The sequence below is a fragment of the Rivibacter subsaxonicus genome (genome assembly GCF_004217215.1).
In the GTDB taxonomy this organism is placed as follows: Bacteria; Pseudomonadota; Gammaproteobacteria; order Burkholderiales; family Burkholderiaceae_C; genus Rivibacter; species Rivibacter subsaxonicus.
The window spans coordinates 122,372-148,331 of the sequence record NZ_SHKP01000005.1; the positions used below are offsets into that span (position 1 = coordinate 122,372).

Sequence of the window (25,960 nt, forward strand, 5' to 3'; positions counted from 1 at the left end):
TTTGCCATCAGTGGCGCATGTGAGCGCACGCTCAGTTTTCCGCCGCCGGCACGGCGACCGTGTGCTCCAGCGACAAGCCCCACTCGGCCTGGTTGCCGAGGCCGATCTGCAGCGGGCGCGGCAACTGGTCGGTGTCGAGCCGGAAGCGGTATTCCACGTACTGGCGGCCGCCGTCGTCGAGGGCACCGGGCTCGGCGATCTTCCAGCCCGAGGTGCGCTGGATCACTGCCAATGCGTCGTCCAGCCGATCGTGGGATTGGCTCAGCGAGCCAAGGCTGAGTCGGTAGCGCCGGGTCAGCGGCTGCCAGGCCAGGCGCCAGGTCCGACTGGCGCTGCCGATGCGCTGGTCGCGCCAGTACCAGCGCTTGCGAAACACTTCGGCCTCGGCCACGAAATAGATCGGAACGCCTCGGGCGAGCGCGTCTTCCACCGACCGCGACAGCTCGAAACGCATCGCATAGCTCAGCAACAGCCCCTCTTCGGCACGCTTGAGCTCGAAACTGAGCAGTTCCGGCGTCTCGGCGCGCGCCACATGGGCGCTCGCCAGAAGCAGCAGCAGCGCCACCGCCAGCGAGCCGAGCAGGCGCGACAGCACTCCACCGCGCGCCTGCTGCGCCTGGCGGCTCCCTGCCTGACTCCCGACGACCCGCGCGCCTGCGCCCATGCTGTTGTGAATCTGTACGTCTGCGGCTGCAACACCGGGATCCGGCGCCGGACCGCGGCGCCTCAGCCCGCGCGCTTGTCGACGCGCGCGTAGAAGAAACCATCATGTCCGGCCGCCGCCAGGGAAGCCTGCTCGGGATTGTCAGCGAGGGGGAGCCGGTGGCCGGGCGAAGGCCGTAACCAAGCGTCTGGTGCGCGTTGCAAAAACGCGTCGATCTGGTGCTCGCCCTCGGCGCGAAAGACCGAGCAGGTGGCGTAGACCAGCCGGCCACCCGGCCGAAGCAAGGTCCACAGCGCGTCGAGCAGCCCGGCCTGGGTCGCGGCCAGCGTCGCGATGTCGCTGTCGCGGCGCAGCCAGCGCACGTCGGGGTGGCGACGCACGATGCCGGCGGCACTGCAGGGGGCGTCGAGCAGGATCGCGTCGAAGGGCCGGCCGTCCCACCAGCCGGCCACGTCGCGGGCGTCGGCGGCCCGGGTGTGCGCCGTGAGCCGCAGGCGGCTCAGCGTCTCGTCAACCCGGCGCAGGCGCTGGGGGTCACTGTCGAGCGCCAGCAGTTCGAGATCGGCGAGTTCCAGCAGATGGGCGGTCTTGCCGCCCGGCGCGGCGCAGGCGTCGAGCACGCGCGAGCCGGGCGCCAGTGGCGTGTCGCCGTCGAAGGCCGGCCCGAGCAGCAGCGGCGCCGCCCACTGCGCCGCCAGATCCTGGACCGACACCGCCCCGTCGCCGAAGCCGGGCAGCGCCGGCACCGGCACCGGCGCGTCGAGCTGCACCGCATGGCGGGCCAGCGCGTCCTGCGGCATGCTGGCCCCGATCCCGGCCTCGGCCAGGCGCTTCAGGTAATGGTCCGCGCTGTCCTGGCGGGCATTGACGCGCAGCGTCATCGGCGCGCGCCGGTTGTTGGCCAGCAGCAGCGCCTGCCATTGCTGCGGCCAGTCGCGTTGCAGGCGATCGATCCACCACTGCGGATGGTTCCAGCGCGCCACCGGGTCGGCCGCGATCGCGGCCGCGGCCAGGTCCTCGCGCTGGGCGCGTCGCAGCACTGCATTGACCAGCCTGGCCTGGGCCGGCGCGCGCCGCTTGGCCGCCTCGACCGCCTGGCTCACCAGCGTGTGGGCCTCGTAGTGCGGCGCCTGCGCGTCGGCTTGCGCGTCGGGCGTCGCCAGGGTCAGCGTCACCAGCAGCAGCGCGTCCACCCACGGCGGCGGCGCACGTGGCACCAGGCTGCGCCGAAGGGCTTGCGCCAGCCCGAGCCGGCGCAGTGCCTCGAAGGCCAGGGCCTGCGTGCCCGGCCGGGCCGGGGCCGGCACGGCCGCCAGCGCTTCGTTCAGCGAACGCCCGCGCAGCACCGCGGCCACCGCATCGGCCGCATGGATCAGCAGCGTGGCCAGCGGCAGCGAGGACGGCCCCGGGCGGCTCATGCGATCGCTTCGCCTGCGGTGGGCTGCAGCGCCGCCGTCGGCCGCACGCCGAACAGGGTGGCCACGACGCGCGTCGGCCACTCGCGCACCGCCGCATTGAGCGCCGTCACCGCGTCGGCATGCTGGCGGCCGGCAAAGAGGATCTGGGCATCGACCTGCTGCAGCGCCTGGTTGAGCGCCTCGACCTGCTCGGCCGCAGCGCTGGTCGTCGGCCAGCCGGGATGGGCCTGCTGGACGCGCCTGAGCGCACCCAGGCTGCGCACCAGCACCTGCTCGGCCAGCGCCAGGCTCTGCACCGCGCCGGCATCGGTGGCGCGCGCCTGCTGCACATGGTCGGTGGCCGCGCCGGCCTGCATGCCGGCCGCCACCAGCGCCTCGGAGGCCACGGCCAAGTCGGCCGGCACACGCCCGCTGATCGGCACCCCGGCCGCGGCCGCGAGCTCGTCGTCCAGGCTCGGCGCGCACAGCAGTTCGGCCAGCTCGCGCACCAGCGACTGGCGCCGGCGCAGCTGTGCGGCGAGCAGCGTCCAGGTCGCGCTGACCTCGCTGCGCAGTCGCACCAGTCGGTTGTGGGCGCCGACGACCCAGAAGCCGACCAGTGCCAGCAACGCGAACAGCGTGGCCCGCGACCACAGCCAGTCGGTGTTCACCGACGCGGCTCCTCAGCGCCCGGCATGCCAGCCACGCCAACCCGCCGCGCGCAACTCGCAGGCCGGGCAGCTGCCGCAGCCATAGCCCCACTCGTGGCGATGCTGGCGATCGCCGAGGTAGCAGGTGTGGGTCTGCTCGGCCGTCAGCTCGACCAGCGCCTGGCCGCCGAGCCGCTCCGCCAGCGCCCAGGTCTGCGCCTTGTCGATCCACATCAGCGGCGTCTCGATCGTCATCGGCGTGGCCATGCCGAGCGAGAGCGCGACCTGCAGCGCCTTCAGCGTGTTGTCGCGGCAGTCGGGGTAGCCGGAATAGTCGGTCTCGCACATGCCGCCGACCAGCACCGACAGGCCGCGGCGGTAGGCCAGCGTCGCCGCGAAGCTCAGGAACAGCAGGTTGCGGCCGGGCACGAAGGTATTGGGCAGCCCATTGGCCTGCATCTCGATCGCACGCGCTTCGGTGAGCGCCGTGTCGCTGATCTGGCCGAGTAGCGCGAGGTCGAGCAGGTGGTCCGCGCCGAGCCGGGCCGACCACTGTGGAAAGGCCGAGCGCAGCGCCTCGATCACGCGAGGCCGGCAGTCGAGCTCGACGCGATGGCGCTGGCCGTAGTCGAAGCCGATGGTCTCGACGCGCTCGAAGCGGTCGAGGGCCCAGGCCAGGCAGGCGGTGGAGTCCTGGCCGCCGGAGAACAGAACCAACGCACCACGTGGATCAATCACGTGCGGACCTCGCCCTGCCCCAGCACCACCCACTTCAGCGAGGTCAGCCCCTCGAGGCCGACCGGGCCGCGGGCGTGGAACTTGTCGGTGCTGATGCCGATCTCGGCGCCGAGGCCGTACTCGAAGCCATCGGCAAAGCGGGTGCTGGCGTTGACCATCACGCTGGCCGAGTCGACCTCGCGCAGGAAACGCATCGCGTGGGCGTGGTTGGTGGTGAGGATCGCATCGGTGTGGTGCGAGCCGTAGCGGTTGATGCGCGCGATCGCCTCATCGAGAGAGTCGACCAGCTTGATGCTGATGATCGGCGCAAGGTACTCCTCGGACCAGTCGGCCTCGGTCGCGTCGACCAGCTTCGCGCCCGGCACCGAAGCGAGCAACGCCTTGGCGCGCGGGCCGCAGCGCATCTCCACCCCCTTGGCCGCGAAGATCGCGCCGATGCGCGGCAGGAAGGCGGCGGCGCTGTCCACATGCACCAGCAGCGACTCGGTCGCGTTGCACGGGCTGTATTTCTGCGTCTTGGCGTTGTCCGTGACCTTCAGCGCCAGTTCGAGGTCGACCTCGGCGTCGACGTAGACATGGCAGTTGCCGTCGAGGTGCTTGATGACCGGCACCTTGGCTTCCGCACTGATGCGCTCGATCAGGCTCTTGCCGCCACGCGGGATGATCACGTCGACGTAGGCGGGCATCGCGATCAGGCGGCCGACGGCGGCGCGGTCGGTGGTCGGCACCAGCTGCACCGCCTCGACCGGCAGCCCGGCGCCGGCCAGCGCCTGCTGCACCAGGCCTGCGAGCGCGAGGTTGGAATGGATCGCCTCCGAGCCGCCGCGCAGGATGGCCGCGTTGCCGCTCTTGATCGCGAGCGAGGCGGCCTCGATCGTCACGTTCGGCCGGCTCTCGTAGATCATGCCGAACACGCCCAGCGGCACGCGCATGCGGCCGACGCTGATGCCGCTCGGCCGGCGCTTGAGTTCGGTGATCTCGCCGACCGGATCGTCCATCGCGGCGATCTGCTCGCAGCCCTCGGCCACGGTGTCGAGCACCTTGTCGTCGAGTCGCAGACGATCGACCATCGGGCCGCTCAAGCCTCCGGCCAGCGCGGCCTCGATGTCCAGCGCGTTGGCGGCGGCCAGCGGCGCGCGCTGCTCGCGCAGCAGCGCGGCGAGCTTCAGCAGCGCGTCGTTGCGAGCTGCGGTCGGCGCCGCGGCCATGCGGGCTGCGGCGGCCCGGGCCGCGCTGCCCAGTTCGTCCATCAAGGCGTTCACGGCGGAGGCATCGGGCGCGTTCATGCGCCGATTGTCGCGCGGCTGCGGCTCATGCCGCTCGCAGAGCTCGCGTCCTTCGTCCCGTCCAAGGCCACGCAGGTGCCCTTGGAGCCGCGGGACTCAGGGAATCGACTGCCCCGACAGCCAGGCCTTGCGGATCAACCGTCCGCAGGCGGCCGATTGCATGCCCGGGCCGCCCGCGCTGCCGCCGGTGGCCAGCGAGACCCGGGCCAGCACGCCGTAGCTCGTCCTGCCGGCGTCGATCCACGGATAGAAACCGAAGGCGCCGGCGCTGCTGAAGGCGCCGTCGCCGACCAGCGGATCGGTCTCGACCCAGTGCCCGATCGAGTAGCTCCAGCTCTCACCGAGCGGCACCGGCGTCGACAGTGCCTCGGCCGGATAGAGCAGCGGATTCGTGTGCACCGCGCTCGTGCCGAGCAGCTCACGCAGGCGCAGCGAGCCGGCGAGCACGCGCTGCAGGAACAGCGCGTAGTCGGCCGCCGACATGCGCACGCCGCCGGCCGGTTGCGGCTGCGAGTAGTCGAGCGCGATCGCGCTGCCGAGGCGGCTGCGCAGTTCGGCCGCGAGCGCGGCGTTGTCGAGCGCGGCAAGCCCCATCAGCGAGGGCTGCGCGGCATGCTGCTGCATGTGGCCACCGCCGTAGAAGAACTTGCCGTCGTGAGCGGCGGTGTAGTCGCCGTTGCTGCCGCTGGCGGCGCAGCTGCCGACGGTATCGAGCTGGGCGCAGCTGTCGAAGCTGGTGTAGCCGCTGCGAAAGCTCAGGAAACGGATGTCGTCGGCGCTCAGCGCGCCGGCCCGACGCTCGGCCACGTAGCCGGCATAGAGCATCTTGGAGGCCGAGGCGATCGGCATCACCGTCTCGCGCGTCGGCGTCGCGCCGCCAACCGTGCCGCCGGCCAGCCGGCCGCCGCTGCGGCCGATCTCCCAGTAGAAGGGCCGTACTGCGGTGCAGGTGGCGTTGGCCTGGGCCGTGGCCTGCGCGGCGCTGGCGCGCTGCGCATCGTCGAGCGTCGGTGCGCCGCTGTCCGCGTCGCCGCCGCCACAGCCCGCGAGCAGTGCGAGCATCGCCGTGCCGGCGCCGCGCCGGATCCAGAACCTCATCTTTCGCTCCCGGTTATGTGTTTGTTTCAAGCCTGAGCGCAGCACCTTGCGCCGCGGTCAGCGCGTCGTAAAGAACTGCAAAAGCAGCAGCCACAGCGGCGCCGTCGCCACGAAGGCCAGCGTCGACAGCACGATCGCCGCGGTCGCCTCGCCCTCCTGGCTGCGGTAGCGCTGGGCGAACATCAGCGCGTTGGCGCCGGTCGGATTGGCCGCCGCCATCACGATCACCGCCAGCGCCAGCGCCGGCAGGCCGAGCAGCAGGCCGGCGCCCAGCACGAGCGCCGGCTGCACCAGCAGCTTGCCGGCCGCCAAGCTGGCGGCAGCGCCGGCCGCGCCCTTCAGCCCGTAGTGACCCATCGAGAGGCCGATCGCGACCAGGCACAGCGGCACCACCGCGGTACCCAGCATCAGCAGCACCTCGTCGACCGGGCCCGGGATCGGCAGCCCGGTGAAGTTCCAGGCCATGCCGGCCAGCACCGGCAGCACGATCGGGTGGATCACCGTGTTGCGCACCACCAGCAGCAAGGTGTGCAACAGCGGTGGCCGCTGGCCCGAGGCCTGGGCCTGGGCGTGCGCGAGGTCGCGCTCGACCAGCAGCGTGAGGATCGTCAGAAGCGTCAGCGCATGCAGGCTCACCACCGCCAGATGCACCTGCAGCCCGACCTCGCCGAACAGCGCGGTGGCGATCGGGATGCCGAGCTGGGCGTTGTTGCCGAAGGCCACGGTAATGGCGCGCACCGCCGGCAGCGCCGGCGCGCTCGCGGCCGCACGCCGGCGCTGCCAGACGTAGACCGCCAGCATCCACAACACCACCGGCACGAAGAAGGCCAGCAGCGCGCGCCACGGCAGGGTCTGGAAGTCGATGCGCGCGGTGGCGCGGAACAGCAGCGCCGGCGCGAACACGAAGAAGGCCGCGTTGGACAGGATGCGCGCCGCCTCGCCGCCGCTGAAGGCCTTGGTGCGGCCGGCGGCCCAGCCGATCGCGATCGTCACGAAGATCGCGAGCAGCTTGAGGAACAGGACCGAGGGCATCCGACGGGCTGATTGGTGGAGAACTGCGGCTCAGTCCGGCGCTGGGCCGCCCCGAGCCGGACTGCGCCCCCGCGGGGGGCAGCGCAGCCGCGCAGCGGCAAGCGTGGGGGTCGTCATGGTAGCCAGCGGCGCTGGCCTGCCATCTGCTGCAGCGCGCCGAAGTCCGGCCGCGGCGCCTGCCTGCGGATTGCCGGCCACAGCTTGAGCAGCAGTTCGGCGGTGGCCAGCGCGTCGGCTGCGGCCTGGTGGCGCTGCGCGCAACGGATGCCGAAGTGCGCCATCCACTCGTCGAGCGTTCTTGCGGCGACTGCCGGCTGCACCACCTCGGCCACATGCTCGAGGTCGACCCATTCGGCGTCGAGCCGGCGCCGAAGCCGGCTCGCGAAGGCGCGCGCGATCAGCGTCTGGTCGAAGGCGGCATGGAAGGCGAGCAGCGGCGCGCCGGCGCGCCAGCGTTCGAAGTCCTGCAACGCCTGCGCCGCCGGCACGCCGCCGCGCTGGGCACCGACGCCGATGCCGTGCAGCAGGATGTTGGGCTTGTCGGCGACCACCTCGTCCTGGCGCAGCACGACCTCGAAGCTGTCGCCGAGCACGATGCGCGGCGCCGCGGCCTCGGCGTCGATCGCGATCGCGGCGATCGCCAGCAGGCGGTCACGGCGGGCATCGAGTCCGCTGGCCTCGACATCGACCACCGCCCAGCGCGTCGCCGTGCGCGAGGCCTGGCCACCGAGGTGTCGTATCGCTTGTCGCCACAGGCTCATCGCTGGTAGTCCAGCTCCATGCGCTGCTGCAGGCGGCGCGCCACGCGCAGGCTTTCCTTGAGAACGCGCCGGTCGATGTCGTTGAGCGCGGCCACGTCGACCAGGTTCGGGTTGCCGTCGGGCGCGTCGACCGCCTCGCGGCTGCCGCGCTCGATCTGCACCTGCAGGCGCAGCATCTGCAGGAACTCGAAGCCGCCGATCCAGGCCTCGCTCTCCTGCGGCTCGACGCCGAGCGCGCGGCCGATGGCCTCGAAGCGGCCTCGCGTACCCACCGCACGCACGCCATGCGCCAGGGCGTAGAGCCGGGCCGCGTCGACGAACAGCGCGGTGCCGCGCAGCTTGATGTCGACCACCTCGCGCCCGCCCTCGTCGCGCGTCTCGATCGCGCCCATCCAGTTCAGCGGCGCGCGGTTGCGCAGCGCGTTCAGCGCCATCTGGCGCATGAAACGCGGCACGCGGCCGGCCTCGGCGCTGATCATCGCCACCAGCGGCTCGGCCAGCTCGAGCCGTCCCGCCACCGGCCGCAGGTCGAAGTAGATGCTGGCCTTGAGCAGGTCCTCCGGCGCGCCGTGCTCGATCCACTCGCCGAAGCGCTGGCGCCATTCGGCCACGCTGAGGCAGCACTCCGGGTTCGATGCCATCACGTTGCCGCGACACAGCGGGTAGCCGCAGCTGTCGAGCGCCTCGTTGACCTCGTGCGCGAAGGCCAGCCAGCGCGGGCGCTCGGCCGCCGGATCGGCGCTTTCGAAGACCAGGCCGTTGTCCTGGTCGGTGGAGATGGTCTGCTCGCTGCGGCCCTCGGAGCCGAAGGCCAGCCAGCAGGCGCGGCCGAGGTCGATGCCGCGCGCCTCGGCGACGATCTGCACCAGGCGCTCGGTCAGCACGTCGTTGAGGTGGCTGATCAGTTCGGTCAGCTGGCGCGCGCGCACGCCCTGGCCGAGCAGGTTGGCGGCGAAGCGGCGGATGTCCTGCGCCACCGCGCGCAGCATCTCCACGTCGCGCGCGGCGCGGATCGCGGTGCCGACCTGCTTGAGCGAGAGCCGCTGCATCGCGAACAGGTCGCGCTCGGACACCATGCTGACCACGCGCCCGCCCTCGGTGACCGGCACATGGCGGATGCCATGGCGCGACATCAGCAGCGCCGCGTCGTGCGCGCTGTGGTCGACCGTGAGGCTGTGGACCGGGCTCGTCATCACCTGCGCCACCGGGGTCTGCAGCGGCAACTGGGCCAGCGTCACGCGGCCGAGCACGTCGTGCCGGGTCAGGATGCCGCGCAGGCCGTCGTCCTCGTCGAACACCAAAACCGAGCCGATGCGCCGCTCGTGCATCAGCGCCAGCGCCTGCGCCAGCGGCGTGTCGGCGCTCACGCCAATCGGTGCCTTGCGCACCAGCGCCGCCAGCGGCGCCTCCAGCGACTGCTCGGCCAGCGTCTGCGAGGCGTAGGCCACCTGCAGCGCCTGGCGCGAGAGCTCGAGGAAACGCAGCACGCGCCGGTTCAGGAAGTCGGCCAGCGGCGCGCTGTCGGCGATGAGCGACTTCAGTTCGGCCACCGGCAGCAACAGGCAGAAGGTGTCCTCGCTCGCGTGATAGCTGGCGGTGACCGCGCGCGCGCCCATCACCGCGCCGACCGGAAACAGGTCGCCGGCCTCCATCTGGAAACCGCCGGCCGTCTCGGCCAGCCCGCGGCGGCCGGTGACGCGCCCCTGGCGCACGAGGTACAGATGCTCGACCACGCCGTCGGCCGGCGCCAGCAGCTGCTCGCCCGGCGCGTAGTAGGCCTGTCGCGCGGCGGCGAGAAAGCGCTCGACGTGCTCGAGCTGCATCTGCGCGAAGGGTGCGTAGCGCACCAGCTCCTCGCGCAGGTTGGCCAGCAGGCTGGCCGACGGAGCGGTCGACGCGGAATCGCTCACACCGTTGCCGCTCGTCGGCCCGGCCGCGTAGCGCTCAGGCCGCCTTCTTGGCCGCGGCCTTCTTCGCCGCCGGCGTCTTCTTGGCCGCCGCTGCGCGCGGCTCGCGTGGCGCGAACTCGAAGATCACCTTGCCTTCCTTGGCATCGAAGGCGAGGAAGGCCTTGAACTTGCGTCGCGTCTTGTTGGAGACGAAGTTCTCGAGCTGCTCGGTCTTGCCGGTCGCCAGCAGCTTGCTCATCTGCTCGCGCGCCACCGGCTGCTGCAGGATGATCTTGCCGCTCTTGAAGTCGCAGGTCACGTGGGCGCCGACGCTGTGCTCGCAGACATAGCTGGTGCCGTGCTCATACACATGCCCCTTGCACTTGGGGCAGGCGCCCAGGCTCTGCTGGTCCGAGAAGTCGACCGGCGTGCCGTCGCCCTCGCCATTCTTGGCATCGTCGCCGAAGTCGAACTCGAGCTTCCAGTTCTTGATCTCGTCGTCGAACACCAGTGCCAGTTCGGCGGTGAAGGGCCAGCCGGCCTTGGATCTGAAGCCCTCGAGCGGGCCGATCTTCTTATCGCGCAGGAAGGCCTCGGCCTCGGCGATCTCGAAGGCGCGGCCGCCGGGGATCTTGCCGATCGAGAAGCCGCAGCCCTCGCCCGAGTCGCCCTTGCCGGTGCAGGTGAAGCGGCGGTAGTTCTCCTTGACCACGCCGCCGCAGTTCGGACAGGGCGTGGCCAGCGTCGCGTAGTCGCCCGGCACGGTGTCGCGGTCGTAGCCCTTGGCCTTGCTGACGATGCGCTCGGCCATCAGCGCGATGTCCTTCATGAAGGCGTCGCGGCTGAGCTTGCCATGCTCCATCTGCGCCAGCTGGTACTCCCAGTTGCCGGTCAGCTCGGGCTTGGTGAGTTCTTCCACCTCCAGCCCGCGCAGCAGCGTCATCAGCTGAAAGGCCTTGGCGGTCGGGATCAGCTCGCGGCCCTCGCGCAGCATGTACTTCTCGAAGATCAGGCCCTCGATGGTCTGGGCGCGCGTGGCCGGCGTGCCGAGGCCCTTCTCGGCCATCGCCTCGCGCAACTCGTCGTCGTCGATCAGCTTGCCGGCGCCTTCCATCGCACTCAGCAGCGTGGCCTCGGTGTAGCGCGCCGGCGGCTTGGTCTTGAGGGCCAGCACGTCGACGCTTTCGGTCGTGACCAGCTCGCCCTCGGCCACCGCCACCAGGTTGGCGTCGTCCTCCTGAGCCTCCTTGCCGTACACCGCCAGCCAGCCAGGCCGCACCAGCACCTTGCCGTTGGTCTGGAAGGCGTGCTGCGCGGTGCCAGTCTTCACCGTGCTGATGCGCGTCGTGACCATGAACTCGGCCGGTGGGTAGAACACTGCCAGGAAGCGCTTGACGACGAGGTCGTAGAGCTTGGCCTCGATCTCGCTCAGCGAGCGCGGCGGCTGCAGCGTCGGGATGATCGCGAAGTGGTCCGAGACCTTGGCGTTGTCGAACACCTTCTTGGTCGGCTTGACGTAGCCCTCTTTCAACGCCTTGCGCGCGTGCTGCGCCAGTTCGCGCAGCGGACCGGGCAGGTCCTCGCTGCCGATCATCTCGAAGGTGCTCTTGACGGTGGCGAGGTAGTCCTCGGGCAGCGCGCGCGAATCGGTCCGCGGATAGGTCAGGACCTTGTGCTTCTCGTACAGCGCCTGCGCCAGCGACAGCGTGGTCTTGGCCGAGAAGCCGAAGCGCGAGTTGGCCTCACGCTGCAGCGTGGTCAGGTCGTAGAGCGCCGGGCAGCTCGAGTTGGAGGGCTTTGCTTCCTCGCTGACGCTGGCCGGCTGGCCACGCACGGCCTCGGCGATTGCGTTCGCGTCGGCCTCGCTCCACAGCCGGTCGGCGCGCAGTTCCACGTCGTCCGGGTTCTTCTTCCACTTCGGGTCGAACCACTTGCCCTCGTACTCGCCGGCCTGCGCCGCAAAGCTCGCCTTGACCTCCCAGTAGGCGCGCGCCACGTGCTTGCGGATCTTCTCCTCGCGCTCGACCACGATCGACAGCGTCGGCGTCTGCACCCGGCCGACGGTGGTGAGGAAGAAGCCGCCGTCGCGCGAGTTGAAGGCCGTCATCGCGCGCGTGCCGTTGATGCCGACCATCCAGTCGGCCTCGCTGCGGCTGCGCGCGGCATCACTCAGGCCCTGCATCTGGGCATCGCTGCGCAGCTTCTCGAAGCCCTCGCGAATCGCCGCCGGCGTCATGCTCTGCAGCCACAGGCGCTGGATCGGCTTGTCGAGCGCCTTCTTGTTGTTGTCGGCGAACTGCACGATCAGGCGAAAGATCAACTCGCCCTCGCGCCCGGCGTCGCAGGCGTTGATCAGCGCGCTGACGTCCTTGCGCTTGATCAGCTTGACCAGCGCATTGAGCCGGCCCTTGCTCTTGTCGATCGGGTTCAGGTCGAAGTGCGGCGGGATCACCGGCAGGTTGGCGAAGCTCCATTTGCCGCGCTTGACGTCGAACTCCTCCGGCGCCTTGATCTCGACTAGGTGGCCGACCGCCGACGAGACGAGGTAGTGCTCGGCCTCGAAGTACTCGTCGTGCTTCTCGAACTTGCCGGCGATCGGCGTGAGGGCACGCACGATGTCCTGCGCTACCGAGGGCTTCTCGGCGATGACCAGTGTCTTGCTCATGTCGTCTGCTGCTGTGGCTCTGATGTCTGTTGCGGCCGAACCATAACGCGCCTTTTGGGCGTCCCTACAATCCGGGCCTTCTCGCACGTGCGCACACACACACGCGCGCGCCTGCCTAATTCAATGTACCGAAGTCGATCCATGACGCAAGCGCGTGCCGCCCGCTCCCAGCCCCCAAAGTCGAAGACGAGCTCCGCCGCGGCCAGTGGCCGCCGGATCCAGGTGCGTCGCAGCGGCGTCCATGGCAAGGGCGTGTTCGCGCTGCAGGCCATTGCCGCCGGCGAGACGCTGATCGAGTACACCGGCGAGATCATCACGTGGCCCGAGGCGCTGCGCCGCCATCCGCACGATCCGAAGGACCCGAACCACACCTTCTTCTTTCACATCGACGACAAGCATGTGATCGATGCCAAGGTCGGCGGCAACGCGGCGCGCTGGATCAACCATGCCTGCGACCCCAACTGCGAGGCCGACGAAACCGATGACGGTCGCGTCTTCATCAAGGCGCTGCGCGACCTGAGGCCAGGCGAGGAGCTGTTCTACGACTACGGTCTCGTGATCGACGAGCGCTACACGCCCAAGCTCAAGGCCGAGTACGCCTGCCACTGCGGCAGCCCGCGCTGCCGCGGCACGATGCTCGCGCCCAAACGCTAGCCGTGGTCGAGTTGCAGCCCTCGCCGCTGTCGTGGCCGGTTGAATCCCTGAGGGGACGGCTGGCCGCGTTGCGCCCCGGGCTGCGGGTCGAGGTGGTGGCCGAGTGCGACTCGAGCAACACGCGCCTGCTCGAACGGGCGCGCGCCGGTGACCTCGCGCCCTGCCTGCTGGTGGCCGAACGCCAGACCGCCGGCCGCGGCCGCCTCGGTCGGCGCTGGTGGTCCGACGGCGGCAGCGTCGGCTCGCTGTGCTTCTCGCTCGGGCTCACGCTGGAACCACGGCGCTGGGAAGGGCTGTCGCTCGCGGTCGGCGTGGCGCTGGCCGAGGCCCTGCACCCCTCGCTGCGACTGAAATGGCCGAACGACCTGTGGCTCTGCGCCGACGGGGTCGACCGCAAGCTCGGTGGCGTGCTGATCGAGACCCAGAGCCTCGGCGCCGGTGCCGCGCGCCAGGTCGTGGTCGGTGTGGGCATCAACATCCGCACGCCGCCGGCCGAGGCGGCTGCGGCCCGTGGCCCGATCGCCGCCATCGAACCGGTCGGCCTCGAGCAGGTCGATCCGGCACTCGACGCCGCCGCGGTACTCGAACTTGTCGCGCTGCCCTTGCTGCAGGCGCTGGATCGCTTCGAGCGCGAGGGCTTCGACGCCGGGCTGCAGCGCCGCTACGCCGCGCGCGACGCCCTGCTCGGCCGCGAGTTGCAAACGCTGGCCGCCGACGGCAGCCTCCTGCATCGCGGGCGCGGCGCCGGCATCGACGACAGCGGCGCACTGCTGCTCGATGCAGGCACCTCGGCACCACCGTTGAGGCTGCTGAGCGCCGAAGTCACCGTTCGCCCCCTGGCCTGAATCACCCTCCGATCGCCGCCCATGCTTCTGCGCTCGCTGTTTCTGCTGCTGCTGGTCGCCAACCTCGGCTTCCTGGCCTGGCGCACGGGCTGGCTGGAACCGGTCACCAGCGCGGTCGGCCTGCCCGGGCCCGGCGACGGTCGCGAGCCGCAACGCATGGCGCAGCAGTTGCAGCCGCAGGCCATCAAGCTGCTGGCCGCACCGCCTTCGGCCACCGTGGTGCCGGCCGACTCGCAGCCGGCGGCCACGCCGGACGCGGCCGCCAGCGAGCCCTTGTCAGATGCCCAGCGGGCCGCGTCGTCGGCCACGGCCTGCCTCGAGGCCGGCCCCTTCGGCAGTGCCGAGCGGGCGCCGGTCGAGACCGCGCTGCGCGGTGTGCAACCCGCGGTGCGCTGGGAATGGCGCGAGGCCGTGCCGGGCTGGTGGCTGGCGATGGGCCCCTTCCCCGACCGCGAGGCGATGCGCAACAGACGTGAGGAACTGCTGCGGCGCGGCGTCACGCCGGAGACGGTGAGCAGCGGCCCGCTGCTGTTGCTGGTGCTGGGCCGCTACGCACAGCGCGGCGAGGCCGACGCGCAGCTGGCTGCGCTCAATGCACGCGGCGTCCGCTCGGCGCGGGTGCTGGCGCCACCGGGCAGCGGCGAGGCGCAGTACCTGCTGCGCGTACCGGCCGCCAATGCCGAGCAGCAGGAGCAGTTGCAGGCGCTCACGCGCGAGCAGTCCAGCGCGCATCGCTTTGCCGCCTGCGCGCCCGGCAACGGCGGCTGAGTAGTGCGTCGACCGACCGACGCCTGAGGCGTCGTCGGGCCTGCGCCCTTAGCGGGCGACGCCGGTGGCCGGAGCCCGTTGCCGCGCCGCCATCACCACCGCCAGGGCCAGCAACAGCAGCCAGCCGAGGCCGAGCGCGCCACCGCCGCCGTTGTCGACCGGCGCCGGCAGCGCGACCTCGATCACGCGCAGGGTGGTGGAAGTCGCGCCGGCGCTGTCGGTCACGGTCAGCGACACGCTAAAACTGCCGCCACCGGTCGGCGTGGCCGAGACGCTGAGGCCTTCGGTCGCGGACAGCGCGGTGACGATGCCGCCGCCACTGATCAGCGTCCAGCGCGCCGAGGCGATCTGGCGCCCGCTAGCGAGCAGCGTGTCGGCAGCGCTCAGCGTCAGCAGCATGTTCGCTTGCGGCGCGGCCGGGCTCACCGTGATGCGCGCTTGCACCCCCTGCACCGCGAGTACCGCGGCCTGCACGTCGAGCATGCCGGCGCCACAGGTGGCGGTGGTGCAGTAGCACTCGAGCTGGTCGACCGGATTGCCGCCGGCATCCTTGTACGGGGCCAGACATTGCGGCGTGCCAACGGCGGCACCGCTATCCGGGAACGGCCGTGCGCTGGCCATCAGCATGCTGCGCACCTCGGCCGGCGCCAGCGCCGGCTGCTCCGAGAGCATCAGCGCCGCCGCGCCGGCCACCTGCGGGGCGGCGAAGCTGGTGCCGACGGTGAAGTCGAAGCTGTCGCTGTAGGTCGAGCCGGCCGGCGAGGTGAGACCGTTGTTGGTGGTCGTGAGGATCGGGTACAGGCAGGCACCGCTGTCATTGACGCAGTTGCCGCCGGGGGCGGCGATCGTCGCCTCGGCGCCGAGGTCGGAGAAGCCGACCTTGGTGCCGATGTGGCGCAAGGCAGTGACGCCGATCACGCCGGCGCAGTTGGCCGGCGCCGACATCGCGTGGCCCGCGGTATTGCCGGCCGAGGCGACCACCACCACCCCGCGCGCCGTCACGTCGCGGATGGCATCCGCGTAGGCCGCATCGCAGGCGCCCGAGCTGCCCAGGCTGAGGTTGATGACGCGCACCGGATTCGGGTTCGACGGCAGGCCGGGCACCGCTATGCCGGCGGCCCAGCGCATCGCGGCGACGATGTCGGACTGGCGGCCGTCGCACTTGCCGAGCACGCGCACCGGCATCACCTTGACGTCCCGGCCTACGCCGGCCATGCCGATGCCGTTGTCGGTGCCGGCGGCGACGATGCCGGTCACGTCGGTGCCGTGCCAGCTGCTGGACTGGACCTCGCAATCGGCGCTGACGATGCCGGCGTTGATGTCGGCCTGGCTGACCCAGTCGCCCGGGTCGCTGGGGTCGGCGTCGCGGCCGGGGTGGGGATCGTTGTCGTTGGGGCCGCTGACGAAGTCGTAGCCCGTCACCAGCTTGCCGGCGAAGTCCGGGTGCTCGGGGCGCACACCGGTGTCGAGCACCGCCACCACCACGCTGGCGCTGCCGCGGTTGAGGTCCCAGGCGCCCTGGGCGTTGATCGCGCTGACGAACTCGGCCGAAGGCGGCCGCAGGTACCACTGGCCCACCGCGGGCCCGCCGGCACCGCCGACCGCGAACAGCGGATCGTTGGGGGCCGCGGCTCGGCGCACGCGGCGATCGGGCACGGCATAGGCCACGCCGGGGTCGCTCGACAGGCGCTCGGCCAGCGCCTTGGCGTCGATGCCGCTGGCGCGCACCACGCGCTGATCACTGCCGATCGCCGCGTCCGCACCCTGCAGCGCGGGCAGGTTCTGGCGCCGCGCGACCAGATCCAGGCGCGACTGGAAGTGCCGGCGCCGGGCATCCAGATCGGTCGGCGCGTCGCCCTCGGCGCGCAGCTTGACGATCACCCGGGCATCTCCGGCCGGCGTTGCCTGGGCTGCACCAAAGCCGCCGACAGCGGCGGCGGCCGCCACGAAGAGGCACAGACGCCGCACGAGAACGGTTGGGAGTTTCGACATTTTTATGACCGCCGGACGAGCTTGTAACCAGTGTATGAGCCGGTTGTCACGCTGGCGCGTTCCCTTCCCTAGTAGCGGGTGCTTGTTTACACGGGGAAACACGACCCCGGCAGCTGGCGGCTGGCCGCAAAAAAGGCGCCCTCGGGCGCCTTCGTGCTGGCCGATCCGGCCCTTCCGGGCCGCCTCGGTCACCGTCGTAAATTAGCAATCACTTCGCGATGACACGAACCATTTCGAGCACCTTGTTCGAATAGCCCCATTCGTTGTCGTACCAGGCAACGACCTTGACGAAGGTGCTGTCGAGCGCGATGCCGGCCTCGGCGTCGAACACCGAGGTGCAGGACTCGCCGCGGAAGTCGGTGGCGACCACCTTGTCCTCGGTGTAGGCCAGCACGCCCTTCATCGGGCCGTCGGCGGCGGCCTTCATCGCGGCGCAGATGTCCTTGTACGAGGCGTCCTTGACGAGTTCGACCGTCAGGTCGATCACCGAGACGTCCGAGGTCGGAACCCGGAACGACATGCCGGTGAGCTTCTTGTTGAGCTCGGGGATCACCACGCCGACCGCCTTGGCCGCACCGGTGCTGCTCGGGATGATGTTCTCGAGGATGCCGCGGCCGCCGCGCCAGTCCTTGTTGCTCGGGCCGTCGACCGTCTTCTGGGTCGCGGTGGTGGCATGCACCGTGGTCATCAGGCCGCGCTTGATGCCGAAGCTGTCGTTGAGCACCTTGGCGACCGGAGCCAGGCAGTTGGTGGTGCACGAGGCGTTGGAGATGATCGCCTCGCCCTTGTAGGACTTGTCGTTGACGCCGTAGACGAACATCGGCGTATCGTCCTTCGACGGTGCGCTCTGGATCACCTTGCGGGCGCCGGCGTCGATGTGCTTCTGGCAGGTTTCCTTGGTCAGGAACAGGCCGGTCGACTCGACCACGATGTCGGCGCCGACCTCGCCCCACTTGAGCTCGGCCGGGTCCTTCACGGCCGTGAGGCGGATCCGCTTGCCGTTGACGATCAGCGTGTTGCCGTCGACCGCGATCTCGCCCTTGAAGCGGCCGTGCACCGAGTCGTACTTCAGCATGTAGGCCAGGTAGTCGGGCTCGAGCAGGTCGTTGATGCCGACGACTTCGATGTCGTTCGCAAAATTCTGCACGGCGGCACGGAACACCATGCGCCCGATGCGGCCGAAGCCGTTGATGCCGATCTTGATGGTCATGAGAGAGTCTCCGAGTCAAAGAATCCGTTAAGCGCCGAGAACCTTGCGCACCGTGTCCGCCACGTTCTGCGCGGTAAATCCGAAATGCTTGAACAGCGCCGGTGCCGGCGCGCTCTCGCCGTAGGTGTCGAGACCGACCACCGCGGCGCAGCCGTACTTCCACCAGCCGTCGGTGACGCCGGCCTCGACTGCGATGCGCGGCACGCCGGCCGGCAGCACGCTGCTCTTGTAGGCCGAGTCCTGGCGGTCGAAGGTGGTGGTGCTGGGCACGCTGACCACGCGCACGGCAATGCCCAACTTCGCCAGCTCGGCCTGCGCATGCAGCGCCAGGTGCGCCTCGGAGCCGCTGGCCAGGATCACCGCCTGCGCCTTCTTCTTCAGGCCGACCTCGCTCGGCTCGGCCAGCACGTAGGCGCCGCGGCTGATCTCGTCGAGCCCGGCCTTGGGCAGGTAGGGCAGGTTCTGGCGGCTCAGCAGCAGAGCGGTCGGCTTGCTCGTGTTGAGCAGCGCGCGGGTCCAGGCCACCGTGGTTTCGGCGGTGTCGGCCGGACGCCAGACGTCGAGGTTCGGGATCAGCCGCAGGCTGGCGGCGTGCTCGACGCTCTGGTGCGTCGGGCCATCCTCGCCGAGGCCGATCGAGTCGTGCGTGAACACATGGATCACGCGCTGCTTCATCAGCGCCGCCATGCGGATCGCGTTGCGGCTGTAGTCGCTGAAGGTCAGGAAGGTGCCGCCGTAGGGAATGAGGCCCCCGTGCAGCGCGATGCCGTTCATCACCGCCGCCATGCCGAACTCGCGCACGCCGTAGTTGATGTGGCGGCCGCCGCGACCCTGCTCGTCCTTGACCACTGCGCCGGCGGCGTCGAAGCGCAGTGGCGGTGTGCTCTTGGTGTTGGTCAGGTTCGAGCCGGTCAGGTCGGCGCTGCCGCCGAGCAGTTCGGGCAGCGCGGCAGTGAAGGCCTCGAGCGCGACCTGGCTGGCCTTGCGCGTGGCCATGGTCTCGGCCTTGGTGTGGGCGTCGATCGCGGCGTCGACCGCGACCTGGGCAAAGTTCTCGGGCAGCGTGCCGGCCATGCGGCGCTCGAAGGCCACGGCCAGTTCGGGATGGGCCGCCTTGTAGCTGGCGAAGGCCGCTTCCCAGGCTGCCTGGCGTTCGGCGCCGGCGGCCTTGGCGTCCCAGGCCGCGTAGACCTCGGCCGGGATCACGAAGGGCGCGTGGTGCCAGTTGATCGCGGCACGGGTCAGCGCGATCTCCTCGGCGCCGAGCGCCTCGCCATGCGCCTTGGCGGTGCCGGCGCGGTTGGGCGAACCCTTGCCGATGCTGGTCTTGCAGACGATCAGCGTCGGCGTCTCGGCGCTGCGCTTGGCCTGGGTGATCGCGGCGTCGACCGCGCTCACGTCGTGGCCGTCGATCGGGCCGATGACCTGCCAGCCATAGGCCTCGAAGCGCTTGGGCGTGTCGTCGACGAACCAGGGCGCGACCTTGCCGTCGATGCTGATGCCGTTGTCGTCGTAGAAGGCGATCAGCTTGCCGAGCTTCCAGGCGCCGGCCAGCGCGCTGGCCTCGTGGCTGATGCCCTCCATCAGGCAGCCGTCGCCGAGGAAGACGTAGGTGCGGTGGTCGACCACCGTGTGGCCCGGGCGGTTGAACTCGGCCGCCAGCAGCTTTTCGGCCAGCGCCATGCCGACCGCGTTGGTCAGGCCCTGGCCGAGCGGGCCGGTCGTCGTCTCGACACCGGGCGTGATGCCGGCCTCGGGATGGCCGGCGGTCTTGCTGTGCAGCTGGCGGAAGTTGCGCAGCTCGTCCATCGACAGCTCGTAGCCGCTCAGGTGCAGCAGCGAGTACAGCAGCATCGAGCCGTGGCCGTTGCTCAGCACGAAGCGGTCGCGGTCGGCCCAGGCGGTGTCGGCCGGGTTGTGGCGGAGGTGGCGACCCCAGAGCGCGACCGCGATCTCGGCCATGCCCATCGGCGCCCCGGGGTGGCCGGAGTTGGCGGCCTGCACCGCGTCCATCGCCAACGCGCGGATCGCGTTGGCCATCTCGGTCGGCGGCGCCTTCGGGGTGGAGGCGGCGAACAGCGCTTGCGGGGGAGTGGAGGCCATGGTGCGGTCGGTTGAAACGGCGATGCCGGCGCGAGGCGCGGCGGAACGCGGGATTTTACGGGGGTCGCCCCGCCGCCGGTCCGGGCCGGCGCGGAGCCTGCTGTATCGTCGGCGGGCCAGTCTGTGGCGCCTGCTGGGCGCCCGTCCCTTCCGAACCGACGAATCCGCTTCCAATGCAAGGCCTGCACCTGACCGCCGACCTCGCCGGCTGCCCGCGCGGCAGTGACCTGGCACTGCCGATGTTCGATCCCGCCGCGCTGCGCGCGCTCTGCGTCGCTGCGGTCGACCGCAGCGGCCTGCGCATGGTCGGCGAACGCTTCCACGGTTTCGCGCCGGAGCATGGCGAGCCGCGCGGCGTGACCGGCGTGCTGCTGCTCGCCGAGTCGCACCTGGCCGTCCACACTTGGCCCGAGATCGGCCGCGTCACGCTCGACGTATTCGTCTGCCAGCGCCACGGCGACCATGCGGCGGCCGCGCACGGCCTGCTCGAGGAGCTGATCGCGGCCTTCGCTCCGGAGCGCGTCGAGCGGCATGCGCTGCAACGCGGCGCGACGCTGGCGGTGGAGCACAGCGCGTGACGGCGGCCAGGCTGCCCGCGCTGATCCTCGCCGCTGGCCGTGGCGAAAGACTGCGGCCGCACACCGACCACACGCCCAAGCCGTTGCTGCCGGTGCGCTGCAAGCCGCTGATCGAGTGGCAACTCGCGGCGCTGGCACGCGACGGCGTGCCGCTGGCGGTCATCAACACCGCCTGGCTCGAGGAACAGTTCGAGCCGGCGCTGGGCAGCGGCACCCGCTTCGGCCTGGAACTGCGCTATTCGATGGAAGGCCGAGCCTGGGGCGGCGCGCTCGAGACCGCCGGCGGCCTGCGCAGCGCCTGGTCGCTGCTCGGCGAGCCCGAGGCCTGCTGGGTGGTCGCCGGCGACGCCTGGTTGCCCGACTTCGTCTTCGACGCCGCCGCCGCGCAGCGCTTCTTGGCAAGCGACGACGAGGTCCATCTCTGGTTGATCCCGAACCCGGCGCACCACCCGCAGGGCGATTTCCTGCTCGACGCCGAGGGCCGTGTGCACCTGGGCCACACGGCCGCGACGCAGGCTCGTGATGCATCGCACGCGGCGCCGCCAGCGCCATCGCCAGCGGCCGCCGGCGTCGCCTCTAGTTACACCTACTCGACGGTCGGACTGTTCAAATTTGATTGCGTGGCCCACCTGCGCACGGGCGAACGCGCCGCACTGCGGCCGGTGCTGGAAGCCGCCATCGCGCGCAGTCGGGTCGGCGGCTCGCTGTACCGCGGCGAGTGGGCCGACGTCGGCACCGAGCAGCGCTGGCGGGCCCTGGAGACGAGCCCTCGCGCAGGCTGAAGGAGCGCCTATTCTGTAGGTCTGGAGCATTGATGAACCTCGTGGCACTGATCACCGGCGCCGCGGTGGCCGCCGCCACCGCGGCGGCAATCGAGCAACTGGCGGCTGCCGCGTTGCGCGCGCTGTGGCTCAGCGCCCGGCCCTTGTCGGGCGAGCACAGCGACTCGCGTCTCTATCACCGGCAACTGTTCTCGCCCGGCGAATCGCAGCTGTGGCCGGCCTGGGTGCTGCTCGTCTGCGCCGGGCTGGCGATCGCCGCGGCCTGGACCGGGCTCGGCGGCGCCGGCTGGCTGTGGGCCGCGGCCGGCCTGTGCTGGTTGCTCGCGCTGGCCTGGGATCTCTGGGTCTGGGAGCGTGTCGCGGCCAGCGTCAAGTTCGTGAGTTGGCGCCGCGGCTGGCGCCGCGGCCAGCGCCGGCTGGCGGTGTCGGACCTGCGCGAGGTGCACGTGATCGAGAAGCCGGTCGGCCCCGAGTGGCTGCCCTGGCGACCGCAGCTCGTCTACCTGGCGCTGGTGCAGCGCGACGGCAAGGCGATCAAGCTGCCGCGCACCGGCAGCCTGTTCGGCGCCGCCGGGCGCGTCGAGGAACTGGCCAACTTCGTGCGGATGCAGATGGACCAGGTCAACGAGACGCGCAAGCGCATCGCCGCCGAGAAGCGGCGCGGCGCGCGCGACGCGATGCTGCAGGGCCTGCCGCCGGTCCATCCTTCGAACCGGCCGCAGACGGGGCTCTGAACCGGCCCCGCGCTCGGAGCGCCCCGGCGCGTCCGGCGCCTACTCCGCCAGAGCCTTGGTGATGCCGTCGATGCGCTCGAGCACCGCGGCATCGAGCTTCGGCGCGACCTCGAGCGCCTTCAGGTTGTCCTGCAACTGGCTCAGCTTGCTGGCGCCGAGGATCACCGTGCTGACGCGCGGATTGCGGTGGACCCAGGCCAGCGCCAGCTGCGCAACGTTGCAGCCCAGGTCGGCGGCCACGCCCTCGAGCTCGCCGACCGCCTTGTTCTTGGCGGCATCGGTGAGCCCCTCGCGCAGGAAGGCCATGCTCTCGAGCGCGCCACGGCTGCCCTCGGGGATGCCGGCCTTGTACTTGCCGGTCAGCAGGCCCGAGGCGAGCGGGCTCCAGGTGGTCAGGCCGAGGCCGGTGTCCTCGTAGAGCCGGGCGTACTCCTGCTCCACGCGCTTGCGGTGGAACAGGTGGTACTGCGGCTGCTCCATCACCGGCTTGTGCCAGCCATGGCGGTCGGCGATCTGCCAGGCGGCGCGGATCTCTTCGGCGGTCCATTCGCTGGTGCCCCAGTACAGCACCTTGCCCTGCTCGATCATGTCGTTCATCGCGCGCACCGTCTCCTCGATCGGCGTGTGCGGGTCGGCGCGGTGGCAGAAGACGAGGTCGATGTGGTCCATCTGCATGCGCTGCAGCGCGCCGTCGATGGCCTGCATCAGGTACTTGCGGTTGAGCGTGTCCTGGCCGTTGATGCGCGGCGGCTGGCCCGGCTTGGCGCGGCCCAGGCCCCAGTAGAACTTGGTCGAGACCAGGTAGTCGAGGCGCGGCTTGCCGAGCTGCTTGAAGGCCTCGCCCATGATCGTCTCGCTGCGGCCGTTGGCGTAGATCTCGGCGTTGTCGAAGAAGTTGATGCCGGCGTCGAGCGCGGCCGCGAGCATCTCGCGCGCCGAGGCCACGTCGACCTGGTTGTGATAGGTGACCCACGAGCCGAGCGAGAGCGCGCTCACCTGAAGGCCCGAGCGGCCCAGACGACGGTATTGCATGTTGTTCTCCTTGAGCAATGGAAAGCGTGACGGGTTGCCGACCGCCGCCGAACTCGCAAAGCGGCCGGCGATCTAGACTGAGTCCGCAAGCGTAGCCATTCGGCGCCGACCCTGCCCGCCCGAGCCCTCATGACCTCCTCGTCCCCCGCCCATGTCCAGCGCCGTCAGCGCACCGCCGCCCGGCTCGCCGCCGCAGGTGGCGGCGTGCTGGTGCTGCCGACCGCGCGCGTGCTGCTGCGCAACGGCAGCGACAACACCCATGTGTTTCGCGCCGACAGCCGCTTCCTCTACCTGAGCGGCTTCGCCGAGCCCGACAGCTGGCTGCTGCTCGACGCCAGCGGTCGCAGCCTGCTGCTGTGTCCGCCGCGCGACCCCGAGCGCGAGCTGTGGGACGGCGTTCGACTCGGCCCCGAGGCGGCGCCGTCCGCGCTCGCCGTCGATGCCGCGCGCCCGACCGAGGCCCTGCACGACACGCTGGTCGAATGGCTGGCCGACCAGCCCGCGGTCTGGTGGCCCTTCGATGCCGAGCACGCGGCGGCCCCGATCCATGCCGCGCTCGACGCGCTGCGGGCCAAGAGCCGCGCCGGCGTGCAGACCCCGCCGCGGCTGTGCGACGCTGCGCCGCTGATCGACGAGTTGCGCCTGTTCAAGGACGGCGTTGAAGCCGAGCTGATGCGCCGCGCCGGCCGCATTGGCGCCTCCGGCCACCGGCGTGCGATGCAGGCCTGCAAGCCCGGCCTGCGCGAGCACCAGCTCGAGGCCGAGCTGCTCTATGCCTTTCGCCATGCCGGCGCCAGCGGCCCGTCCTACGAAAGCATCGTCGCCGCAGGCCCCAACGCCTGCATCCTCCACTACGCCGCCGGTTATGCCGAGCTCAAGGCCGGCGAGCTGTGCCTGATCGATGCCGGCGCCGAGGTCGAGGGCTATGCCAGCGACATCACACGCACCTTCCCGGTCGATGGCCGCTTCACGCCGGCCCAGCGCGAACTCTACGAGCTGGTGGTCGCGGCACAGGAAGCGGCGATCGCCGTGACCCGCCCCGGCGCCCGCAAGCAGGACGGCCACTGGGCCGCGGTGCGCGTACTCTCGCAGGGCATGCTCGACCTCGGCCTGCTCGCGCGCGACGCGGTCGGTGGCCTCGACGACGTGATCGAGCAGGCCGCCTACCAGCGCTTCTACATGCACGGCACCGGCCACTGGCTGGGCCTGGACGTGCACGACCCGGGCGACTACCTGGCACGCGACGAGGCGCCCGTCGAGCAGCCCGACGGCTTCGGCAAGCGCGTGGTACGCCATCCCTCGCGCCTGCTGCAGCCGGGCATGGCGCTGACCATCGAGCCCGGCATCTACGTGCGGCCGGCCGCTGACGTGGCCGAGCGCTGGTGGAACATCGGCATCCGCATCGAGGACGACGTGCTCGTCACCGACGGCGGCTGCGAACTGCTCTCGCGCGAGGTGCCCGTCGCCGCCGACGAGATCGAGGCGCTGATGCGCGCCTGAGCCGACCCGCCTTCGACAACAGCTTGCCCGCATGACCCCGCCGATCACCGCCGCCGTCACCGCCACCCATCCCGACCTGATGTTCGACCTCGCGCCAGTCTCGCTCTGGCTCGAGGACTACAGCGCACTGAAGCGGCTGTTCGATGGCTGGCGTGCCGAGGGTGTCAGCGACCTGCGCGCCCACCTGCGTGCCGACCCGGCGCGGATCGCCAGCTGCAGCCACTCGATCCGCATCCTCAAGGTCAACCGGCGCACGCTCGAGCTCTACGCCGCCGCCTCGCTCGACGAGCTGGTGGCGCGCCTGCCCGAGGTCTTTCGCGACGACATGCTCGACCAGCATGTGGAGGAGCTGGCGCAGCTGTGGGAGGGCCGGCGCCACTTCGAGAGCCGCAGCGTCAACTACGCGCTGGACGGCCGCCGCATCGAGATCCAGCTCGGTGCGACGGTGCTGCCCGGGCACGAGGCCGACTGGTCGCGCGTGCTGCTGGCGATCGAGGACATCACCGAGCGCAACGCCGCGCAGCGCGCGATCGCCGCCAGCGAGGACTACGCACGCGGGCTGTTCGAGCATTCGCCGGTCTCGCTGTGGGTCGAGGACTTCAGCGTCATCAAGAGCCTGCTCGACGAGCTGCGCGAGCAGGGCATCAGCGACTTCCGCACCTTCGTCGACGTGCATCCGGAATTCGTCGAGCGCTGCCTGGCCGAGATCCGCGTGATCGACGTCAACCGCCAGACGCTCTCCATGTTCGGCGCGCCCGACAAGCCCACGCTGCTGCGCTCGCTCGGCCGCGTCTTCCGCGACGAGATGGCCAGCCACTTCAAGGAGCAGCTGATCGAGCTATGGCAGGGCAAGCTGCTGCAGCAGCGAGAGACCGTGAACTACTCGCTCGGCGGCGAGACGGTCAACGTGCTGCTGCAGTTCTCGGTGCTGCCGGGCCACGAGGCGAGCTGGGACCTGGTGCTGGTCTCGCTGACCGACATCACCGCGCGCAAGAAGGCCGAGGCCTACCTGGAGTTCCTTGGCAAGCACGACGTGCTGACCAAGCTGCGCAACCGCAGCTTCTTCAACGACGAGCTGGTGCGGCTCGAGCGCCGCGGCCCGTGGCCCATCACGGTGCTGGTGGCCGACCTCAACGGGCTGAAGAGCGTCAACGACGAGTCCGGCCATGCCGGCGGCGACGCACTGCTGCGCCGCGCCGGCGAGGTGTTCAGCAAGGCGATCGACGGCCCGGCCTGCGTGGCACGCATTGGCGGCGACGAGTTCGCGCTGCTACTGCCCGGCATGGACGAGCGCGCGACGCCAGCACTGCTGGCCCGCATCGACGAACTGGTCGAGGTCAACAACCAGTTCTACGGCGCACCCCGCCTGCACTTCTCGATCGGCTGCGCCACGGCCCAGCAGGGCGAGCGTCTCGAGACGGCGCTGCACCGGGCCGACCAGCAGATGTATGCGGAGAAGAAGGCCTTCTACGCGGCGGGCGGGCACGAGCGGCGGCACGGCGCGCCGACGGTGAGCTGAGCGCTCGTCGATCTTCCCCGCGTTTGCGTATTGCGTATTGCGTGAGGCCGGGACCCGGCGCGT

The 25,960-nt window shown here is 70.8% G+C and carries 22 protein-coding genes; 8 read left to right on the forward strand and 14 right to left on the reverse strand.

Annotation, left to right across the window (positions count from 1 at the left end; translation table 11 throughout):
* Window positions 1–31: 31 nt before the first annotated feature.
* The 10 genes from EV670_RS06575 to EV670_RS06620 form a co-directional block, all read right to left on the reverse strand.
* Entirely contained in the window at window positions 32–664 is a 633-nt protein-coding gene (locus EV670_RS06575) for a DUF4390 domain-containing protein (protein WP_130431046.1), read from the reverse strand.
* A 62-nt stretch (window positions 665–726) separates the two neighbouring features.
* Window positions 727–2,082, reverse strand: coding sequence for a 16S rRNA (cytosine(967)-C(5))-methyltransferase RsmB (gene rsmB, locus EV670_RS06580; protein WP_130431047.1), 1,356 nt, complete (start codon window positions 2,080–2,082; stop codon window positions 727–729).
* Window positions 2,079–2,732 carry a LemA family protein gene (locus tag EV670_RS06585; RefSeq protein ID WP_130431048.1) on the reverse strand — a complete coding sequence of 218 codons (654 nt, stop codon included), beginning with the start codon at window positions 2,730–2,732 and terminating at the stop codon, window positions 2,079–2,081. Before EV670_RS06585 ends, rsmB begins: the two co-directional genes overlap by 4 nt.
* 12 nt (window positions 2,733–2,744) lie before the next feature.
* Complete coding sequence (gene queC / locus EV670_RS06590; RefSeq protein ID WP_130431049.1) at window positions 2,745–3,449, reverse strand: 7-cyano-7-deazaguanine synthase QueC; 705 nt, start codon at window positions 3,447–3,449, stop codon at window positions 2,745–2,747.
* Window positions 3,446–4,735, reverse strand: a complete 1,290-nt coding sequence (locus tag EV670_RS06595; RefSeq protein WP_130431050.1) for a glutamate-5-semialdehyde dehydrogenase — start codon at window positions 4,733–4,735, stop codon at window positions 3,446–3,448. Before EV670_RS06595 ends, queC begins: the two co-directional genes overlap by 4 nt.
* Window positions 4,736–4,831: 96 nt before the next feature.
* Complete coding sequence (locus tag EV670_RS06600) at window positions 4,832–5,833, reverse strand: hypothetical protein (protein ID WP_130431051.1); 1,002 nt, start codon at window positions 5,831–5,833, stop codon at window positions 4,832–4,834.
* Window positions 5,834–5,890: 57 nt separating this feature from the next.
* Window positions 5,891–6,865: an AEC family transporter gene (locus EV670_RS06605; protein ID WP_130431052.1), complete on the reverse strand. Its 975-nt coding sequence runs from the start codon at window positions 6,863–6,865 to the stop codon at window positions 5,891–5,893.
* A gap of 113 nt (window positions 6,866–6,978) precedes the next feature.
* Window positions 6,979–7,626, reverse strand: a complete 648-nt coding sequence (locus EV670_RS06610; protein ID WP_130431053.1) for a 3'-5' exonuclease — start codon at window positions 7,624–7,626, stop codon at window positions 6,979–6,981.
* The gene (locus EV670_RS06615) at window positions 7,623–9,536 is read right to left on the reverse strand and encodes a DUF294 nucleotidyltransferase-like domain-containing protein (RefSeq protein WP_242616867.1); all 1,914 of its coding nucleotides are present in this window, start codon (window positions 9,534–9,536) and stop codon (window positions 7,623–7,625) included. The genes EV670_RS06610 and EV670_RS06615 overlap by 4 nt, the downstream gene beginning before the upstream one ends.
* A 34-nt stretch (window positions 9,537–9,570) precedes the next feature.
* Complete coding sequence (locus tag EV670_RS06620) at window positions 9,571–12,180, reverse strand: DNA topoisomerase III (RefSeq protein ID WP_130431054.1); 2,610 nt, start codon at window positions 12,178–12,180, stop codon at window positions 9,571–9,573.
* A 141-nt stretch (window positions 12,181–12,321) separates the two neighbouring features.
* Here EV670_RS06620 and EV670_RS06625 point away from each other — a divergent pair, with 141 nt between their 5' ends.
* From EV670_RS06625 to EV670_RS06635, 3 genes are read left to right on the forward strand one after another with little or no spacing between them, the layout of a single operon-like run.
* Window positions 12,322–12,834 carry an SET domain-containing protein gene (locus EV670_RS06625; protein ID WP_130431055.1) on the forward strand — a complete coding sequence of 171 codons (513 nt, stop codon included), beginning with the start codon at window positions 12,322–12,324 and terminating at the stop codon, window positions 12,832–12,834.
* Between the two features lie 2 nt (window positions 12,835–12,836).
* On the forward strand, window positions 12,837–13,679 hold the full coding sequence (locus EV670_RS06630) for a biotin--[acetyl-CoA-carboxylase] ligase (RefSeq protein WP_242616868.1): 843 nt from the start codon (window positions 12,837–12,839) through the stop codon (window positions 13,677–13,679).
* 21 nt (window positions 13,680–13,700) lie between these two features.
* Window positions 13,701–14,447, forward strand: a complete 747-nt coding sequence (locus EV670_RS06635) for an SPOR domain-containing protein (RefSeq protein ID WP_130431057.1) — start codon at window positions 13,701–13,703, stop codon at window positions 14,445–14,447.
* Between the two features lie 48 nt (window positions 14,448–14,495).
* On the opposite strand, the gene EV670_RS06640 is transcribed toward EV670_RS06635, so the two are convergent.
* The 3 genes from EV670_RS06640 to tkt all read right to left on the reverse strand — a co-directional run bounded on the left by EV670_RS06640 (window position 14,496) and on the right by tkt (window position 19,689).
* Window positions 14,496–16,439, reverse strand: a complete 1,944-nt coding sequence (locus tag EV670_RS06640) for a S8 family serine peptidase (protein WP_130431058.1) — start codon at window positions 16,437–16,439, stop codon at window positions 14,496–14,498.
* A gap of 208 nt (window positions 16,440–16,647) precedes the next feature.
* Window positions 16,648–17,649, reverse strand: coding sequence for a type I glyceraldehyde-3-phosphate dehydrogenase (gene gap, locus EV670_RS06645; protein ID WP_130431059.1), 1,002 nt, complete (start codon window positions 17,647–17,649; stop codon window positions 16,648–16,650).
* Between the two features lie 27 nt (window positions 17,650–17,676).
* Window positions 17,677–19,689, reverse strand: coding sequence for a transketolase (tkt, locus tag EV670_RS06650; protein WP_130431682.1), 2,013 nt, complete (start codon window positions 19,687–19,689; stop codon window positions 17,677–17,679).
* A gap of 236 nt (window positions 19,690–19,925) precedes the next feature.
* On the opposite strand from tkt, the gene speD reads away from it, so the two are divergent.
* From speD to EV670_RS06665, 3 genes are read left to right on the forward strand one after another with little or no spacing between them, the layout of a single operon-like run.
* Complete coding sequence (speD, locus tag EV670_RS06655) at window positions 19,926–20,330, forward strand: adenosylmethionine decarboxylase (protein ID WP_130431060.1); 405 nt, start codon at window positions 19,926–19,928, stop codon at window positions 20,328–20,330.
* The gene (locus EV670_RS06660; protein ID WP_278044409.1) at window positions 20,327–21,112 is read left to right on the forward strand and encodes a nucleotidyltransferase family protein; all 786 of its coding nucleotides are present in this window, start codon (window positions 20,327–20,329) and stop codon (window positions 21,110–21,112) included. Before speD ends, EV670_RS06660 begins: the two co-directional genes overlap by 4 nt.
* A 32-nt stretch (window positions 21,113–21,144) precedes the next feature.
* On the forward strand, window positions 21,145–21,846 hold the full coding sequence (locus tag EV670_RS06665) for a hypothetical protein (RefSeq protein WP_130431061.1): 702 nt from the start codon (window positions 21,145–21,147) through the stop codon (window positions 21,844–21,846).
* 39 nt (window positions 21,847–21,885) lie between these two features.
* Here EV670_RS06665 and EV670_RS06670 read toward each other — a convergent pair whose 3' ends face one another.
* Window positions 21,886–22,878, reverse strand: coding sequence for a potassium channel beta subunit family protein (locus EV670_RS06670; RefSeq protein ID WP_130431062.1), 993 nt, complete (start codon window positions 22,876–22,878; stop codon window positions 21,886–21,888).
* A gap of 129 nt (window positions 22,879–23,007) precedes the next feature.
* Between EV670_RS06670 and EV670_RS06675 the strand changes: the two genes are divergently transcribed.
* The gene (locus EV670_RS06675) at window positions 23,008–24,378 is read left to right on the forward strand and encodes an aminopeptidase P N-terminal domain-containing protein (protein ID WP_130431063.1); all 1,371 of its coding nucleotides are present in this window, start codon (window positions 23,008–23,010) and stop codon (window positions 24,376–24,378) included.
* Window positions 24,379–24,409: 31 nt separating this feature from the next.
* Window positions 24,410–25,897 (forward strand): sensor domain-containing diguanylate cyclase, encoded by a 1,488-nt coding sequence (locus tag EV670_RS06680; RefSeq protein ID WP_130431064.1) that lies wholly within the window; start codon window positions 24,410–24,412, stop codon window positions 25,895–25,897.
* Window positions 25,898–25,960 lie beyond the last annotated feature (63 nt).